The following is a 17,046-nucleotide window of genomic DNA, read 5'->3' as shown; positions in this document are numbered from 1 at the left end:
GCTCTCCTACAGTCCGAGGATGGTCTTGGCGATGACACCGCGCTGGATCTCGTTGGAGCCACCGAAGATCGAGAGCTTGCGCAGGTTGAGGTACTGGGTCGTGGCGGCGGAGGCGGCCGGATCGGCCACCAGGTCGCCGTCGGCGGACACGAGGGCGCCGTCGGCGCCGGCCGCGGTCATGCGCAGCCGCGTCAGGTCCTGCAGGGCCTGCGTGCCCTCCATCTTCAGCAGCGACGACACCGGACTGGCCTGCCCGTTCTCCGAGGCTCCGGTGACCCGCAGCTGCGTCGCCTCGAGGGCGATCAGCCGTGTCTTGAGCGAGTGCATGGAACCGCGGAACGCCGGATCGGTGGCGAGAGTGCCGGTACCGGTGTCGGTTCCGGCGGCCGCGGCGGCAAGATCGGCGTAGATCCGCTGCGCGGTGCCGACCTGCGCGATGCTGTTGCGCTCGTTGCCGAGAAGGAACTTGGCGTAGGTCCAGCCCTTGTTCTCCTCCCCCACCAGGTTCTCGGCGGGGATCACGACGTCGTCGAAGAAGAACTCGTTGACCTCGGCGCTGCCGTCGACGAGCCGGATCGGCCTGCGCTCGATGCCGGGCGTGGTCAGGTCGAGCAGCAGGAACGAGATGCCCTGCTGTTTGCGCTCGGCGTGGGTGTCGGTGCGGGCGAGGACGAACATCCAGTCGCCGTGCTGTCCGAGGGTCGTCCAGGTCTTCTGACCGTTGAGGACGTAGTGGTCACCGTCGCGGCGTGCGGTGGTCTTGAGCGACGCGAGGTCCGAACCGGCCTCGGGTTCGGAGAACCCCTGCGACCACCAGATGTCGAGGTTGGCCGTCGCGGGCAGGAACTTCTGCTTCTGCTCCTCGGTACCGAACTCGGCGATGATCGGCCCCACCATCGACACGTTGAAGGCGAGCGGCTGGGGCACCGCGGCGCGCTGGAGTTCCGAGCCGTAGATGTGCGACTGCGTTGCGGTCCAGCCCTTTCCGCCCCACGCCGCGGGCCAGTGCGGGACGGCGAGGCCGTGCCGGTTGAGGATGCGCTGGCTGGTCACGATGTCGTCGTGCGTGGTCTGGTTCAGGGCACTGCGGCGACGGATGTCGGCGGGGACCTCGCCGAGGAACACCTCGCGCAGATCGTCCCGGAATGCGATGTCGGCCGTCGAGAGTTCGAGGTCCATGATGTCTCCCTTGCTTGTTCGGTGTCTGGTGCGCAGCTCAGGCGGTGGCCGGGGTCCGTACCGCGTCGAGCACCTCGTCGGTGCTGGCGCCGGCGCGCTCGGCGTGGCGGTAGAAGCCGGTCGGTGTCTGCGAGAAGTGCAGCGGATTGGCGACCACGCGGATGGTGCCCTCGGTGGGGTGCTCCATCTCGGTGATGAGCCCGACCTCGCGGACATACGGGTCGTCGGGCAGGTCGGCGATGTCGACGACCAGTCCGTACGGCATGTCGTTGGCGGTGAGGTACTCCTCCCACTCCGCGGTGGTCTTGTTCGTCGAGTGTGCGAGCACCTTCTCGATGCCCGCGGTGAACACCGGACGGTCGATGGTCGGTGACTCCCACGCGGGGTCGTCGGCGTCGGCGTCGAGACCGGCACCGACGAGGAGCTTGCGGACGGCGTCGTTGGTGTAGGGCACGGCGGCGATCGCGCCACCGTCCTTCGTCCGCATCGCGGCGTGGGCGCCGGTGAGGCTCAGCGGGTTGCCGACCTCACCCGCGGCGGGGACGAACACGTCGCCGGCCATGTGCTCGACCATGTTCACCGCGATCATGGCGTCGGCCATCGCGAGCGCGACGTGCTGGCCCTCGCCGGTGCGCAGCTGGTGGTAGAGCGCCGCGAGGACACCGTTGAGCAGGTACAGCGCGGCGGTCTTGTCGGCGATGAACGTCGGCATGAACTGCAGCGAGCCGCCGGCGCGATCCTGCAGGCTGACCAGACCGGACACGGCCTGGATCACCTCGTCGTACGCCGGACGGTTGCCCTGCGACGACGTCGGCGCGAAACCCTGCGCGTGGGCGTAGATGAGATGCGGGAAGCGCTCGTGGACGGCGTCGTAGTCCAGACCGAGGCGCTGCAGCGCACCGGCGCGCATGTTGGTGACCAGGACGTCGGCGTCGGCGAGGATCGCGAACAGGTCCTCGATGCCCTTCGGGTCCTTGAGGTTGATCGCGACGCTGCGCTTGTTGCGGTTGACCTGCATGTACAGCGGCGCCATCCCGGGGCTGCGACCGGTGTTGGCCGGCGATTGGCGCGCGGTGTCGAACGGCGGCTCGATGCGGATCACGTCGGCGCCGAAGTCGCCGAGGATCTGTGTCGCGTACGGGCCCATCACCACGGTCGAGATGTCGACCACGGTGACGCCTGCGAGGGGGCCGGATGTCGGATCTGCGTTCATGTCTGTGGTGGTCATGTCATCCACGCTAGGTCGTTGCCCAAGGTAAGGGAATTACCGTCTGGCTCAGATCGGTATGTCCACGGCGATAACACCGGTCTAGGCTCGTGCACTGTGGAGATGCATCACCTGCGGTACTTCCTCGCCGTCGCGCGCGAGCTCAACTTCACCCGCGCCGCCCGGTCGCTGAACTTGTCGGTGCCGCCGTTGAGTCAGCGCATCCGCACCCTCGAACACGAACTCGGCACGCCGCTGTTCGAACGCTCCACCCACCACACGAAACTCACCGCGGCGGGCGAGGCCCTCGTACCGCTGGCGTCGTCGGTGGTCGCCGATTTCGACGCCATCCCCGGACTCGTCGGGCCCGACACGGGCCGCGTCGAGGTGCGTCTCGCGATCCCCGATGTGCTCAACCCCGCGCATCGTCGCTCGCTGACAGCGTCGATCCGCGACCTCGAGGCGACTTTCTCCTTCGCCATCCGCCAGATGCCGTCGTTGCAGATGGAATCGGCGCTGCTCAGCAACTCCATCGACCTCGCGATCGCCCACGTCGGCACCACCGACGACCGCCTGTCGACCCTGGTCCTCTACAGCGAGCCGCTCGGCGCGGTCATCGATGCGTCGCGGTTCCCCGGGCGGGCGTCGTTGCAGCTGAGCGACCTTCGCGGGATGCGGTACATCCGGGGCCCGCGGCACTGGGATCTCGGTCAGGGACGGGCCGACCGACTCGCCGCGGCCGGCGCGGTCGTCGACACCGACGCGGTGTTCAGCGACACCAGCGGCCTGATGATGTTCCTGCGGAGCACAGCCGGTTTCACCATCGTGCCGATCGAATCCGAGGCGGTCGCATCACTCGACCCCGACGACTACGCGGTGCTGCCGATCGACGACATCGACGACTCGCTCACCACCTACCTCCTCCGCCGCACCGCCGACACCCGTCTGCAACCGGTCGTCCGCGCCCTCGGCCGCGCCGACGCCCGCCCCACCCCACCATCCTGATCCGCCGGTTGGGCACCTAACGCCCGCAGTTGGGCACATAGCGCTCGCAGTTGGGCACGTGATGACCGCGGTTGGGCACATGGCGACCGCGGTGCCCCATTGGCGGGATCACGTGCCCGACCAACGTCGCTTTCTGCCCAACTGCGGTCGTTACGTGCCCAACTGCGGTCGTTACGTGCCCAACTGCGGTCGTTACGTGCCCAACTGCGGTCGTTACGTGCCCAACTGGCAGGTTGTGGGGTGGGTCAGCGGGGGCAGGTGTTCGGGGCGGGGTCACCGGCGAAGCGGTCACCGATCCAGTCGATCGCGCTCGGGGTGAGCCCGGTGTTGGTGTGCCCCTTGCCGACGGCGACCGTGCGCTCGATGGTGTCGCCCATCGCGCACGCCCTCGCCACCGCGCCGGCCGTCCAGCTCGGGGTGATGATCTGATCGGAGTCGCCGTAGCCGACGAACAGCGGCGCCGCCGACCTGCGCTGCGGCAACGCGTCGGCGGCGAGCATCGAATGCAGTTGACGCAGAGCCGACGCCGATCGGATCGCGGCGTCACCGGGCTTGACGCCGGTCAGGGCCGAGTACTTGGAGAACGCACTGCCGGACCCGCATGACGTCAGCGCCTGCGCACCCGCGGCGAGGCCGCCTCGCATGTACTCATCGACGGGGAGGTCGGGGTACACCGCACGCAGTCCGTCGACGATCAGCGGGATGAACGCGATCTGGATCTGGGTGAACGTCGGTGCCGCGTAGGGCTGTGCGTCGTAGCCGTCGGCGATCGGCGACACATCTGCTGCGGGTGCGAGCGCCGCGGCCCCCACGAACTGCAGTCCCGATCCGTAGTCGGTGGCGGCGGCCTCGCCCGCGGCCCAGGCCGCCTGTCCGCCTTGGGATGCGCCCATCGATGCCCACCGCGTCCCTGCCTGCGGCACGATCGTGCGCGCGGCGCGCACCATGTCGATCATGTTGCGGGCGACGGTGTCGGTGTCGAGATAGGGGTGCGGCACGCTGGTGACGCGGGCGTCGGCGGCGGTGCCCGGACCGCTGAGGCCCTGGTAGTCCGACGCCGCGACGACGTAACCGCGGCTCACCAGCGAGGCGATGGTGGAGGCGCCACCGAGCAGGTCGGGGTACCCCGACGGTCCGCAGTTCGACGCGGTCCCGGTGGTGCCGTGGCCGTAGGCGACGATCGGCCATCCGCCGCGAGGCGGGGTGCCGGACGGGACGGCGACGATCCCCGACACCTCTGTGCTGAACGTGCCGTCGGGATCACCCGGCGCGTAGCCGGCGCTGGATCGGTAGACCACGCGGGTCACCGCGACGTCGGCCAGAGGTCCGCTCGGGTCGACCGCCATAGCCGAGCGCGCCACGATCGCGCCGCGCTCGGCGGCGGACGGGGCGGTCGGTAGGTCGGTGGACGGCGTCGCCGGACCGGCCGGCGATGACGACGGACTTGCGTCCGGGGTCTGCTCGGCGCTGCACCCGGCCGCGGCCAGCACCACCGCGAGGACCGTACAGACGACGACGGGCAGCCGACGAGTGATCGTCGACTGCCCGCGTCGCTGAGTGTGGATGACCGCTACTCGGATTGATCGCCTGCCGGGTAGATCGCCTACTTGGGCTGGTCGCCGAGCTTCTTCGCGGCGTCCTTGGCGGCGTCACGTCCCTTGGCGACCTGGCTGGTGTACTTGCCCTTGGTCGCCTTGTCGATCGCGTCGGCACCCTTGTCGATGTACTGGGAGTTCTTGCTCACCAGGGTCTTGGCCTTGTTCGTCAGCTGCTTGAAGTCCATGCGTGCGTCCTCTCGTCGGTGCGCCGCGTCTGCCGTGCGGCGCTCATGCCGACCCAACGATCGACGGTCATGTCCGGTTCCCGGACCCGTCAACACAGTCGGTTCCCGGACCACCGACAGCGCCGGTTCCCATGAGCGGCGCAAAGCTAGTTCTGGGCGACCCCGTGCCACCAGTCGGGGTGGTCGATGCCCGCGCCGGTGCGGGTCACGACGTCGATGCGGGTTCCCGGTGCGGGCGTCGCGGTGATCGCGGATGCCTTCTCGGCGGCGGTGAGCATGCGGCGCACGGGGTCGTCCCAGGTGTGCAGGCCGAGGTTGAACGTCGCCCAGTGGATCGGCACCATCAGCGAGTCGGCGAGGGAGTCGCCGGCGAGCATCGTGTGGAGAGCGACACCCTCTTCGGGATCGACGTGGATGTCGGGCCACATGCGGTCGTAGGCGCCGATGGGGACCAGCGTCAGCTCGTAGGGTCCGCCGGCGTCGCGATAGGCCTCGGTGAAGCCGGTGTCGCCGGTGAAGAACGCCGAATGCTGCGGTCCGCGCACACCCCAGCTGGCCCACTGGGTGAGGTTGCGGACGACACCGCGACCCGAGAAGTGCCGGGCGGGAACGCAATCGAAGGTGAGGTCGCCGTGGCTGACGCGCTGTCCCCAATCAGCCTCGGAGATGCGGTCGGAGGCGATGCCCCAGTACTCGAGGTGTGCACCGACACCGATCGGGGCCACGAAGTGCGCGCGGGGTTGCTCGCGCGCGATGGTCACCACGGTGGCCATGTCGAGGTGGTCGTAGTGGTCGTGGCTGATCAGCACCACGTCGAGGTCGGGTAGTTGCGACGCCGTGCACGGCGCGCGGTGCATGCGGGCGGGGCCGATGGACTGCGACGGGGAGCAGCGCTTGGACAGCACGGGGTCGGTGAGCACGCGGCGGCCGTCGATCTCGACGAGCGCGGTGGCGTGACCGAGCCACGTGACGGCCAGGGCGGCGGCGGTGCCGACGAATCCGGGGGCGACGAACTCGGGATCGCGGACGGGGACCGTCGATCCCGGGTCGCCGCGGCGGCGCGCGCGGATCATGTCGACGGCGCCGGTGCGGTCGACGTCGACGGCGATCGACGGTTCGCGGTTGACGAAGAACCCGTCGTGTTGGTTCGGCGAGGCGCTGATGTGCGGTGCGATGGCCTCGGGCGATGCCCCGAACGCCCGGCCGGTCGCCGATCCGGTGGCGGCGAGACCGGTGGTGAAGGCCCCGACGGCCCCGACGCTCGCGGTGGCGGCAAGTTTGCGGATCACGCGACAACCGTACCGGCGAGCGCACCGACACACGCGCACCCTGACTTATCGGGAAGCAAGTCAGGTGGTAGACAGTTGACTAGTTATAGAGCTAGTCAGACCTCCTGGCCGGCGACACATCGAGTGGAGGAACGCATCATGGCCGCAACCGCACGCACCGACGCCGTCATCGTCGGGGCCGTTCGCACCCCGATCGGCAAGGGAAAGGCCACGGGCGCACTGCACGGCGTCCACCCGGTCGACCTCCTCGCCCACAGCCTGCGCGCACTCGTCGAACGCACCGGCATCGACCCGGCGCTGGTCGACGACGTCATCACCGGCACCGTCACCCAGGCCGACGAGCAGGGCCAGAACATCGCCCGCAACGCCGTCCTCGCGGCCGGATTCCCCGAGTCGGTCCCCGCGACCACGATCAACCGGCAGTGCGGTTCGAGCCAGCAGGCGGTGTCGTTCGCCGCCCAAGGCGTGATGTCCGGCGCCTACGACGTCGTGATCGCCGCGGGCGTCGAGTCGATGGGTCGGGTGACGATGATGTCCGACATCCGACCCGGCGCCGACCCGTTCGGCGAGGCCTTGGCGCAGCGCTACCCCGACGGCTTCATCCCGCAGGGCCACAGCGCCGAACTCATCGCCGCGCGATGGGATCTCAGCCGGACCCAGCTCGACGAGTTCGCCCTGTCGTCGCACGAGAAGGCCGCCGCCGCGACCAAGGCCGGACGATTCGACGCCGAACTCGCGCCGATCGCGGGACTCGACCACGACGAGATGATCCGCCCCGGCGGGTCGATCGACGGTCTGGCGCAGCTGCTTCCCGCCTTCTACGACGAGGCCATGGGGCGCCGCTTCCCCGACATCGACTGGCGCATCACCGCCGCCAACTCGAGCCCGCTCTCCGACGGCAGCGCGGCGCTGCTCATCATGTCCGCCGAGAAGGCGCAGCAGCTGAACCTCACGCCGCTGGCGCGCGTCCACACGACGACGGTCGTCGGCTCGGACCCCATCCTCATGCTCACCGGCATCATCCCGGCCACACACAAGGTGCTCGAGAAGGCCGGCCTCGCCATCGGCGACATCGACCTGTTCGAGGTCAACGAGGCCTTCAGTCCGGTGGTGCTCGCCTGGGCCCACGACACCGGCGCCGACCTGGCGAAGACGAACGTCAACGGTGGCGCGATCGCGCTCGGACATCCGTTGGGCGCCAGCGGCGCCCGGCTGATGACCACGATGGTCAACGCCCTGCACCAGACCGGCGGCCGCTACGGCCTGCAGACCATGTGCGAGGCGGGCGGCCAGGCCAACGCCACGATCATCGAGAGGCTGTGACGAGCTAGGCGCCCAGCGCCTTCTCGATGGGGGTGTCGCCGCCGGTGAACTCGATCATGCGACCGACGGTCGACGGCGTACGTAGGACGGCGGCGATCACCTCGGCGACGTCGGCGCGGGCGACCTCGGTGCCCGACTCGGCGCCGTCCTCCTTGGTGCGGATGGTGCCGGTGGCGTCGCCGTCGGCCAGCGAGCTCGGCGCGACGATGGTCCAGTCGAGGTCGCTGGCCCGCAGGTACTGATCGGCGTCGCCCTTCGCCTCGGCGTAGGCGTAGAACGAATCGTCGGGCGAGACACCGTGATCGACCGATGCCCCGAAGTACGAGACGAGTGCGAAGCGCTTGATCGAGGTGGCCGAGGCAGCGTCGACGCATCGGATGGCGGCGTCGCGGTCCACCGCGTAGGTGCGGTCGGGGTTGCCGCCACCGGCGCCGGCGGCGAACACGATCGCGTCGTGTCCCTCGAAGGACTCGATGATCTCCTCCGTGGAGGCGTTCTCGATGTCGATGATGACCGGCGCGGCGCCGGCGCCGGTGATGTCGTCGGACTGCTCGGGCTTGCGGATGAGCGAGCTCACCTGGTGGCCGTCGTCCACGAGCAGTCGCGCCAGGATGAGTGCGATCTTGCCGTGGCCTCCGACGATGGCGATCCGTGACATGTCTGCTCCCGTTCCCGCCCTCGGGCGGTGTGTGTTCGTCTCGCGACGCGTGCTGTGGGGCGCCGCGATCCGGCGATGCTCGCCGCGCGTCGGCGCCTCCCCCGGCGGCCTGCATCACCGGACCACCCACGCTAGCAATCGCTGGCGTCGCGCCGGACTCTGCGCTACTTTGTTTTGTGTTGCTAAACACATACGTGTAGACCGAAACCGGGGAGCTCACCGTGACACTGTCGCTGGACCGAAACACCGACGCCGTCGACTATCCGTTCAACCGACCCGACGATCTCGAGCTCGCACGCGAGTACGGCGAGATCCGGGCGAGCAGCGGGCTGGCGCGTGTGCGACTCCCGTTCGGTGAGATCGGCTGGCTCGCCACCCGCTACGACGATGTGCGCACCGTCCTCGCCGACCCCCGATTCAGCCGCGCGGTCGCCGCCGACCACGACGAGCCGCGCATGCGCGAGGGCCGCCAGAACTCGGGGATCCTGTCGATGGACCCGCCCGATCACACCCGCCTGCGCACCCTCGTGGCCCGCGCCTTCACCCCGCGACGCATCGAGAACCTGCGTCCGGCCGCCGCCGCCATCTGCGCCGACCTCGTCGCGGACATGCGCGCCCAGGAGGGCCCGGTCGATCTGGTCGACCGGTTCGCCCTGCCGCTGCCCGTGCGGGTGATCTGCGAACTGCTCGGCGTGCCCCAGCGCGATCAGCCGCTGTTCCGCCGGTGGAGCGATGCCGCCCTGTCGACGACGTCGCTGTCGGCGGCGGAGTTCTACGCCAGCCGTGAGGAGTTCCGCGACTACATGCGCGGGCTGCTCGCGGCGAAACGCGCCGAGCCCGCCGACGACCTCATCTGCGCCCTGATCGACGCGCGCGACGGTGACGCCGGCACCGGCACCGACCGGCTCAGCGAGCTCGAGCTGATCGACCTGTGCAACGGCATCCTCGTCGCCGGACACGAGACCACCGCCTCGCAGATCCCGAACTTCATCCTGTTCCTGCTCGCCCACGAGGGCCGGTGGCACGAACTCCACGACCATCCCGAGCTCGTCGCGGGTGCGGTCGAGGAGCTCATGCGCCTGGTACCGCTGGGGATCGGCGCGGGCCAGGCCCGCTACGCCCTCGACGACGTGGAGCTCTCCGGTGTGCGGATCCGCGCGGGTGAGCCGGTCCTGGTGTCCATCGCCTCGGCCAACCGCGATCCGGAGGCCTTCGACGATCCCGAGCGATACGACCCGACACGTCCCCGCGCGGGTCGCGGCAACGCCGGACACATCGGCTTCGGCCACGGGGCCCACCACTGTCTCGGCGCCGCACTGGCCCGCGTCGAACTGCAGGAGGCATTGCGCGCGCTGACCGGCGCCTTCCCCGATCTCACCGTCGAGGCCGTCGACTGGAAATCGCAGATGGTGGTGCGCGGTCCCCGCGGGTTGACCGTCTCCTTCTGACGCCCTCTCCGGCCCACACCGACGCCGTCGCTCGTCCGTGCAGATGCACCGATCGACCCCGTCGCCGACGCGCACGGCCCGCGCGTGATCACTCGCCGTCGATGGGTCATCATTGCTTCGGTTCGGGTGGCGACGACGCCCTCGACGACACGGCGGGGGGCGTCATGCGCAGGAGCTCAACACTCGGTTCGATCCGGTCGGGTTCGCCGGTACGGGCAGCCGTCATCATCGTCGTGGCGATCGCCGCGCTGCTCGGCGTCGGCGTCGTGGCGCCCGCCTCGGCGGCCACACCGGTCCGCTACGTGGCGCTGGGCGACTCGCGCGCGATCGGTGCCGGGATCATCGAGTCCTTCGATCCCCAGGGCTGCGGCCGCGGTGGCGGCGGCTACCCCGAACGCGTCGCCCGTGCACTGCGTCCGGCGTCGTTCACCACCGTCGCGTGTCGCGGCGCGGTGACCGCCGAGATCACCGACCGTCGCCAGACGACCCCGCTGCCGATCGTGCGCTCCGTGCCGGTCCAGTCGGCGGCCCTGCGGCCCGACACCACGCTGGTCACCCTGTCCATCGGCGGCAACGACATCAACTGGGGCTCGCTGATCGGGCCGTGCTTCTCGTTCGTCCCGGGCAAGGACGCGCGGTGCCGCACCAACGCGACCGTCGCGGCGAACATCACCGAGAAGCTCACCGCGCTGAGCGGGTCGATGGATCGTGTGCTGGACGTCGTCGACGCGAAGTCGCCGCGGGCGCGGGTCCTCGTCGTCGGCCACGGCGGCTACTACGGCCTGCGCGGTTGCTACCCCGACGCGCCGTTCAGCTCGGCCGACGCGGTGTTCGTGCGGGACTTCTTCACCCGCTTCAACGGTGTGCTCTCGGCTGCGGCGCGTCGCCACGGCGCGGTGTTCGTCGACGTCGCCGGCCCCGCGGTCGGGCACGACGCGTGCACCCCGGACGGCGTGCGGTGGTTCAACGGCAAGATCCCGCGCGGCGACGGCCTGTCCGATCACCCCACGCAGGAGGGCAACGCCGCCATCGCGCGTCTCGTACTGGCGGCCATCCGCCGGTCCTGACCCGGCGCCGCATCACACGGGGCGCGTCACACCGGGACGCGGGTGAGCGCGGCCGAGTGATCGAGCCGGTCGAGCGCGCGCACGGCCACGATGGTCGCCGTCGAGAGCTCCTGGGCGTCACGCGAGAGCACCTGGGCGACGGGACTGGCGTCGGCGAGGCTGTCGTCGTACTCGCCCTGCTCGCCGCGTACCACCGACCTCAGTGACATCACCGACGCCCGCACCCCGTCGGCGCCGTCGACCACCGCACGCGCGAGGTCGCCGGTGGGTCCACTCGCCGGATCGGCCGACGCCGCGAGCATGCCGGCACGCACCAGCGCATGTGCGGCGCGATCGCAGGCCTCGAGCACCCGCACCAGCCGCGCGGTCCCGCGGCGCGCCCTGCTGGCCGGCCCCATCCCGAGAGGCCGTGCGGCGGTCTGCAATTCCTGGAGCGCGGTGTCGAGGCGACGTGCCACCGGGACGAGATCCACGCCGCTGCCGGGCTCCACGACCGAGGTGATGGAGTCGTCGATGACGTCGCCGAGAGCGTCGAGGTAGGCGTCGACCTTGTCGCGCACCGTCTCCCGCGTCCGGGTGGGCAGGATGAAGTAGGCAGCGGTGATGCCGACCGTCGCCCCCACGCAGGTCTCGGCGATACGCAGTTCGAGCACGGCGATCGAGAAGGTGCCGAGCAACCCGTAGAGCATCGCCAACAGCACGGTGATGAAGAAGACGAGCAGCCCGTTGGCCACGGTCACCAGATAGAACGCGCAGAACACGCACACCACGATCAGTGCCAGCTGCACCGGCGCGCGGTTGCCGACGACCGCGGCGAGGAGCACACCGGCGAACACGCCGCCCACCGTGCCGACGATGCGATGGCCTGCGCGGGTGAGGATCTCGCCTCGCGTGGTGGTGCCGGTGAACACCACGAACGCCGACAGCACCGCCCAGTACCACCGGTTCGGCGACACCAGCTCGCCGAGGACCGTCGCGACCGAGGTCGCGATCGCCACCTGGATCGCGGTGCGTGTGCTCGGTTCGAGTCGGTCGAACTGTGCCCGCAGGCCGCGGTGTCGAGGTGGCACGGGGCTGTCGTCGGTGGCGGTGTCGTCGGTCGCGGGGGCCGGTGCGGTGCCGGTGCGGGTGGGCAGCACCGTGACGGGTTCGTGCGCCTCGGCCGTGGCCAGTGCGTGGGCGGTCACCCGGTGAACGGCGATGTGCGCGCGCACTGTTCGGGCCGCGGCACGGATCACGATCGAGTGCTGATCGCTGTCGGTCGCAGCGGCCTCGGCGCGGGTGACGATGCGGCGCGCGACCGTGAGGTCGTCGGAGGTGGGGTGGTTGCGCAGCACCGATCGCACCGCGAGCAGCACCTGCGCCACCGCGGGCCGTTCGGCGAGCACCGACCGCGCCGTCCCCGCGCGTGGACGCATCGCGAACGCCAGCTGTTCGGTGGCCTGTTGGGCGTCGAAGATGCGGCGGGAGAGGTCTTTCCCGGTCACCGACACGTGCGCCGCGGCGACGTTGCGGTCGAGCCAGTCCTCGATCATGAGCGCGGTGTTCGCCAGGCGCTCGAGGGCGTGCCGCACGGCGTCACTCGACGCGGGCTCCGCGTGCCTCCCGACCGGGGTGGCACCGGGGACGTTCGTGGGGGCGATGAGATCGACCACCGCCAGCGACGACGCGCGCAGCGCACGGGTCAGGCGGGTCAGTTCGGCACCGGCCCACTCGTGTTGGAACGCGAAGCGGACGGTGAGCGCGCACGCGACACCCACGAGCACCGACCCGATGAGCTCGGGGATCTGGCCTGGTGTGGCGCGCAGGAACAGGGCGAAGAAGTAGGCGATGAACGACCCCATGCCGAGCGCGAACCCGCGCGGCCCGAAGCGTCGCACCCACACCGCGCCGAACAGCACCGCCACGAAACCGACGTCGGCGAGGACACCGTGCTGGGCGAGGAACGTCGAGACGGTCACCGCGGTGGCCGCGGGCAGGGCGATGAGCGCCGTGGTGAGCAGGCGGCCGCGGGCGGTGCGGTCCTTCACCACGAACGAGGAGAACATCGCGACCACCGAACCGAGCATCGCGACGGTGATGGCCTCGCCGAGAAGGCGCGTCATCGCGACGAGCACGCTGAGCGCGAGCACCAGGGTCAGCGTGGTCTGACTGGCGCTGCGCAACCGCAATTGCCCCGGATCGGACACCACCAGGAACCGCAGTGCGCGATCGATCGCCGGGCGCACCGAGTTGGTCATGATGGCTACAGACTACGGCTCCCCGCGGGCATTGGGGATGCGGTGACGGCAGCCATGTGACCGGCGCGTGTCAGGAACCGAACGGGACCCCACCGATCGAGATGGCGCGGGTGAAGGTGAGCCGGTCGAACTCGCGGCCGTATTCGTCGATGGCCGAGATGTCCATGCGGCTCTTGGTGATACCCGGGATGCCGGGGACCACGTCGATGCTGATGAACGAGTAGTTGCGGAAACGCACCCGCGACCACTCGACGCTCTCGGCGTGCTTCTTGCCGTCGGCGGTCCACACGTAGCTGTTGGGGACGGTGTTGTCCTTCACCACGTTGCCGCGGTAGCTCTCCGACTCGCCGGGCTGGAAGCCGTAGCGCGGGCGTCCGCCGCCGCCGACTGTGTAGTAGACGGTGCCGTCGGTCTTCGCCGAGACCGTCGAGCCGTCGGGAGCGGGCTTGCGCGCCTGGTTGTTCCGGATCGGGTCGGTGCGCTCGAAGATGTGGTTGTGCGCCTGGAACACGGCGTCGACCTGGTACTGGTCGAACAGCTTGCTCCACGCCGCCCGCACGCCGCCGTCGCTGGCGTGGGAATCGGTGGTCGAGTACGCGCAGTGGTGGAAGAACGCGACGATGAAGTCGATGTTCGGGTCGGCGCGGAACTTTGCCAGCGTGCTCGCGACCCAGCCGGTCTGCCGCCCGCCGCTGTAGCCGGTGTTGGCGGTGATCTCGTACGAGACGTCGTTGGCGTCGAGGGAGAGCACCGCGACGTTGCCGTAGACCACCGAGTACACCGAGGGGCAACCGGCCGGCCCGTTCGTCGGCTGGTCGAGGCGCGCGGCGTGACCGCCGTACCCCTGCGGGCCGTAGAGGGCCTCCATGTCGTGGTTGCCGGTCGCGAACATCCACGGGGTGCGCGAGGCGGTCTTCTCGATCGCCGCGAAGTAGCCGTCCCACACGTACGGGTTGAACTTGTCGAAGCCGGTGGGTGCGCTGCCGCTGGGCACGAAGTTCGGCGGCTTGCCCGCGCCCGACGGGTCGGCGTAGGCGATGTCGCCGGCGAGGATGTGGAACGCGCCGTTGCGGGCGGCGATCTGGTTGACGATGTTGGCCGCGTGCTTCACGTTCGGCTGGTTGTCGGCCTTGTAGTACAGGTCGTCGTAGTCGCCGGCCTTGAGACCCGGCGGCTGCGTGGGGGTCTCGTCCACACCCTGGTCGCCCATCATGGTGAACCGGAACGGTGCGCTGCGGCCGCGACCGAGGGCCGGCGCCGCGCTGCGGACGTCGGTGGTGCGTCCGTCGGCGGTGCGCCAGCGGTAGAAGTGCGGGACCCGCGACGGCAGACCGTCGACCGGGGCGTGCACGTAGAACTGCTCAGCACCGAGGATGCCGCCGCTGCTGATCGGTACCTGGCTCACGAGGTTGCGGACCTCGGCGACCGTCGTCGCCCCCAGCGCCGGGGTGGGTCCGTGATCGAGGAACACCTTGGTGGCGCCCGGGTTACGCGACAGCTGCGCGGAGAACCGGAGCTGGCTCGCGGCGTCGGAGCCGAAGGACACGTGGCGACCACCGACGACGAGCGGCGCGTCGGCGGCGTAGGCGATACCCGAGAACGCGAGGTTCCCGACTCCCGCGGCCGCCGCCGCGGCGGCGCTGCCCGCGAGGAAGTTGCGACGCGAGACCGAGTGTCGCTTCAGGTTGTTCTGATGCCACTCGAACTGCTCGGCAGTGGTCATGTTCGCGGCGACCGAGCGTGGGATTCCGGTGTCCACGGTCTCGCCAAAAGGATTCACGGGCATGCATCAATGATCGCGTGATCCACCGTGCGACGGGGTGTTCGTAGGGGGGCCCACAGATGAACGAGCGGTGAACGTCGTAACGCGACGAAACGCCCACAGTGCCCGTTCATGACATCGACGACACCACCGGTTTTCCGGCGCCGGCGTCGATCGCCCGGGTCCTGATGTCGAGCCCCGTCGCGGCGATCAACACACCGAGCCCGCACGCGGTCATCACCGCCCCCGCCCAGATCGGTGCCGTGAACCCGAGCCCGGCGGCGATGGTGAGCCCACCGATGTAGGCACCCAACGCATTACCGACATTGAAGCCGGCGATGTTCGCGCCCGACGCCATCGTCGGCGCCGACGACGCGTAGCTCATGATCCGCGTCTGCACCCCCGGTGTGATGGCGAAGCCGAAGCCGCCCATCAGGATGAGCGAGATGATCGTCGCCACCTTGTTCTGGGCGGTCGACGCGAACACCACGAGCACCACGGTCAGGACCACGAGAACGACCATCAGGCCGCGTGCCAACGCTCGATCGGCCACCTTCCCGCCGACGTAGTTGCCGACGAACAGTCCGAGCCCGAACAGCACCAGCAGCCACGGGACCGTCGACGAGGCGAACCCGCTCACCTCGGTCAGTGTGTACGCGATATAGGTGAACGCGCCGAACATCCCTCCGAAACCGAGAATGGTGATGGCGATGGACAGCCACACCTGTACCGACCGGAACGCGGCGAGTTCGTGGCGCAACTGTGGCGCACTCGAGACCGCCACGCCGTCCGCGCCGATGACGGGGGGCCGGGTGACGCTGTCGTCGGGGACCAGCGTCGCCACACCGATCATCGCCAGCACACCGATCGCGGTGATCGCCCAGAACGTCGACCGCCATCCGAATTGCTGACCGAGGAACGTCCCGAACGGGACACCCAGCACGTTGGCGATGGTCAGTCCGGCGAACATCATCGCGATCGCACCCGCACGTTTCGCCGGCGACACCATGTCGGCGGCCACCACGGCTCCGATGCCGAAGAACGCCCCGTGGCACAGAGCGGCGATGATCCGACCACCGAGCATCGCCTCGTAGGTGGGTGCGACCGCGGACAGCAGATTACCGCCGATGAACAGCACCAACAGCCCGAGCAGGACACGCTTGCGATCGAACCGGGACACCGCGGCGGTGACGACGATGCCGCCGACCGCGACCGCGAGCGCATATCCGGAGATGAGGTAGCCGGCCGTCGACTCCGACACCGCGAACTCGGTCGCGACCTCGGGTAACAACCCCATGATGACGAACTCTGTCAGTCCGATGCCGAATCCCCCGAGCGCGAGGGCGAAGAGTCCCACTGGCATGTTCTGCACTCCGATCCAACTCGTGTCGCAAGCGTTTATAACGCGTCTGCATCTATTGCAGACGCGTGCTAGATAGTTGCACACGCTTGTAGTCGTCGCAAGCTGATAGATTGGGCCGTGATTGAGGAGGCCAGGATGTCGATCGCAGACGACGCCGTCGAGGTGCGCGCACAGGGATGGCGGACGCTGGCCGCTCTCCACGGTGCACTCGAAGCCGAGTTGGAGCGCGCACTCTCGCGCAATCACGATCTCTCGGTGGTCGAGTACACGGTTCTCGACGCGCTGAACCGTCAGGACGGTTGGCACATGCGGATGGCTCAACTCGCCCGTGCCGCGGCTCTGAGTTCGAGTGCCACCACGCGTCTGGTGAACCGTCTCGAGGAGCGTGGGCTGCTCTCGCGCTACCTGTGCGACGACGATCGTCGCGGGATCTACACCGAGCTCACCGACAGTGGGCGCGAGATGCTGGCCGCCGCGCGTCCCACCCACGACGAGACCTTGGAGTCCGCGCTCGACGCGGCTTGCCGCACACCGGAACTCGCGCCGTTGGTACGAGCGCTCCACGAATTGCCTGCTGCGGTCACCGCCTAGCCTCTCGGCTCGCTCGTGCCCGCGCCACTCGCACGCGCGGTCACCCTTCGCATGCTGCCGGCGGCGTGCGAGGAGTGCGGGGGGACGCGAACGAAGGATTCGCCCCGGTTCTGCCGTTCGCGTCGCGCCTG

At 69.5% G+C, this 17,046-nt stretch carries 14 protein-coding genes; 5 read left to right on the top strand and 9 right to left on the bottom strand.

Translation table 11 applies throughout. The features are described 5' to 3' along the window. Positions 1 to 6: 6 nt before the first annotated feature. Together OG579_RS19395 and OG579_RS19390 are read right to left on the bottom strand one after the other, a co-directional pair. On the bottom strand, positions 7 to 1,179 hold the full coding sequence (locus tag OG579_RS19395) for an acyl-CoA dehydrogenase family protein (protein ID WP_328857273.1): 1,173 nt from the start codon (positions 1,177 to 1,179) through the stop codon (positions 7 to 9). Between the two features lie 37 nt (positions 1,180 to 1,216). Further along, positions 1,217 to 2,407, bottom strand: a complete 1,191-nt coding sequence (locus tag OG579_RS19390; RefSeq protein WP_328857272.1) for a CaiB/BaiF CoA transferase family protein — start codon at positions 2,405 to 2,407, stop codon at positions 1,217 to 1,219. Between the two features lie 102 nt (positions 2,408 to 2,509). Between OG579_RS19390 and OG579_RS19385 the strand changes: the two genes are divergently transcribed. Next, positions 2,510 to 3,391 carry a LysR family transcriptional regulator gene (locus tag OG579_RS19385; RefSeq protein ID WP_328859302.1) on the top strand — a complete coding sequence of 294 codons (882 nt, stop codon included), beginning with the start codon at positions 2,510 to 2,512 and terminating at the stop codon, positions 3,389 to 3,391. Positions 3,392 to 3,636: 245 nt separating this feature from the next. Here the strand turns inward: OG579_RS19385 and OG579_RS19380 are convergent, their stop codons facing one another. The 3 genes from OG579_RS19380 to OG579_RS19370 form a co-directional block, all read right to left on the bottom strand. Next, the gene (locus OG579_RS19380; RefSeq protein ID WP_328857271.1) at positions 3,637 to 4,884 is read right to left on the bottom strand and encodes a lipase family protein; all 1,248 of its coding nucleotides are present in this window, start codon (positions 4,882 to 4,884) and stop codon (positions 3,637 to 3,639) included. Between the two features lie 110 nt (positions 4,885 to 4,994). Next, entirely contained in the window at positions 4,995 to 5,174 is a 180-nt protein-coding gene (locus tag OG579_RS19375) for an antitoxin (RefSeq protein WP_045820880.1), read from the bottom strand. Between the two features lie 146 nt (positions 5,175 to 5,320). After that, positions 5,321 to 6,463 carry an MBL fold metallo-hydrolase gene (locus OG579_RS19370; protein WP_328857270.1) on the bottom strand — a complete coding sequence of 381 codons (1,143 nt, stop codon included), beginning with the start codon at positions 6,461 to 6,463 and terminating at the stop codon, positions 5,321 to 5,323. Between the two features lie 138 nt (positions 6,464 to 6,601). Here OG579_RS19370 and OG579_RS19365 point away from each other — a divergent pair, with 138 nt between their 5' ends. After that, entirely contained in the window at positions 6,602 to 7,786 is a 1,185-nt protein-coding gene (locus OG579_RS19365; protein ID WP_328857269.1) for a thiolase family protein, read from the top strand. A gap of 4 nt (positions 7,787 to 7,790) precedes the next feature. Here OG579_RS19365 and OG579_RS19360 read toward each other — a convergent pair whose 3' ends face one another. Beyond that, positions 7,791 to 8,444 carry an SDR family oxidoreductase gene (locus tag OG579_RS19360; protein WP_045820877.1) on the bottom strand — a complete coding sequence of 218 codons (654 nt, stop codon included), beginning with the start codon at positions 8,442 to 8,444 and terminating at the stop codon, positions 7,791 to 7,793. Positions 8,445 to 8,665: 221 nt separating this feature from the next. Between OG579_RS19360 and OG579_RS19355 the strand changes: the two genes are divergently transcribed. Both OG579_RS19355 and OG579_RS19350 read left to right on the top strand, forming a co-directional pair. After that, positions 8,666 to 9,892 (top strand): cytochrome P450, encoded by a 1,227-nt coding sequence (locus tag OG579_RS19355; RefSeq protein WP_328857268.1) that lies wholly within the window; start codon positions 8,666 to 8,668, stop codon positions 9,890 to 9,892. Between the two features lie 164 nt (positions 9,893 to 10,056). Then, positions 10,057 to 10,959, top strand: a complete 903-nt coding sequence (locus OG579_RS19350; protein WP_328857267.1) for an SGNH/GDSL hydrolase family protein — start codon at positions 10,057 to 10,059, stop codon at positions 10,957 to 10,959. Between the two features lie 26 nt (positions 10,960 to 10,985). Here OG579_RS19350 and OG579_RS19345 read toward each other — a convergent pair whose 3' ends face one another. From OG579_RS19345 to OG579_RS19335, 3 genes are all read right to left on the bottom strand, one after another. Beyond that, entirely contained in the window at positions 10,986 to 13,199 is a 2,214-nt protein-coding gene (locus OG579_RS19345; protein ID WP_328857266.1) for an FUSC family protein, read from the bottom strand. A 70-nt stretch (positions 13,200 to 13,269) separates the two neighbouring features. Further along, the gene (locus tag OG579_RS19340; RefSeq protein ID WP_328857265.1) at positions 13,270 to 14,985 is read right to left on the bottom strand and encodes a metallophosphoesterase; all 1,716 of its coding nucleotides are present in this window, start codon (positions 14,983 to 14,985) and stop codon (positions 13,270 to 13,272) included. A gap of 106 nt (positions 14,986 to 15,091) precedes the next feature. Next, positions 15,092 to 16,324, bottom strand: coding sequence for an MFS transporter (locus OG579_RS19335; RefSeq protein WP_328857264.1), 1,233 nt, complete (start codon positions 16,322 to 16,324; stop codon positions 15,092 to 15,094). 135 nt (positions 16,325 to 16,459) lie between these two features. Between OG579_RS19335 and OG579_RS19330 the strand changes: the two genes are divergently transcribed. Next, a complete protein-coding gene (locus OG579_RS19330; protein WP_328857263.1) occupies positions 16,460 to 16,915 on the top strand; it encodes a MarR family winged helix-turn-helix transcriptional regulator in 456 nt (151 codons plus the stop codon). Positions 16,916 to 17,046 lie beyond the last annotated feature (131 nt).

It is taken from the genome of Williamsia herbipolensis, from assembly GCF_036153515.1.
In the GTDB taxonomy this organism is placed as follows: Bacteria; Actinomycetota; Actinomycetes; order Mycobacteriales; family Mycobacteriaceae; genus Williamsia_A; species Williamsia_A herbipolensis.
This window is presented reverse-complemented; position numbering and strand designations above follow the sequence as displayed.

Coding starts and splice junctions, on each gene's coding strand:
- OG579_RS19395 (WP_328857273.1), bottom strand. CDS start 1,179: ATGGACCTCGAACTCTCGACGGCCGACATCGCATTCCGGGACGATCTG.
- OG579_RS19390 (WP_328857272.1), bottom strand. CDS start 2,407: ATGACCACCACAGACATGAACGCAGATCCGACATCCGGCCCCCTCGCA.
- OG579_RS19385 (WP_328859302.1), top strand. CDS start 2,510: ATGCATCACCTGCGGTACTTCCTCGCCGTCGCGCGCGAGCTCAACTTC.
- OG579_RS19375 (WP_045820880.1), bottom strand. CDS start 5,174: ATGGACTTCAAGCAGCTGACGAACAAGGCCAAGACCCTGGTGAGCAAG.
- OG579_RS19365 (WP_328857269.1), top strand. CDS start 6,602: ATGGCCGCAACCGCACGCACCGACGCCGTCATCGTCGGGGCCGTTCGC.
- OG579_RS19360 (WP_045820877.1), bottom strand. CDS start 8,444: ATGTCACGGATCGCCATCGTCGGAGGCCACGGCAAGATCGCACTCATC.
- OG579_RS19350 (WP_328857267.1), top strand. CDS start 10,057: ATGCGCAGGAGCTCAACACTCGGTTCGATCCGGTCGGGTTCGCCGGTA.
- OG579_RS19345 (WP_328857266.1), bottom strand. CDS start 13,199: ATGACCAACTCGGTGCGCCCGGCGATCGATCGCGCACTGCGGTTCCTG.
- OG579_RS19340 (WP_328857265.1), bottom strand. CDS start 14,985: ATGCCCGTGAATCCTTTTGGCGAGACCGTGGACACCGGAATCCCACGC.
- OG579_RS19335 (WP_328857264.1), bottom strand. CDS start 16,324: ATGCCAGTGGGACTCTTCGCCCTCGCGCTCGGGGGATTCGGCATCGGA.
- OG579_RS19330 (WP_328857263.1), top strand. CDS start 16,460: ATGTCGATCGCAGACGACGCCGTCGAGGTGCGCGCACAGGGATGGCGG.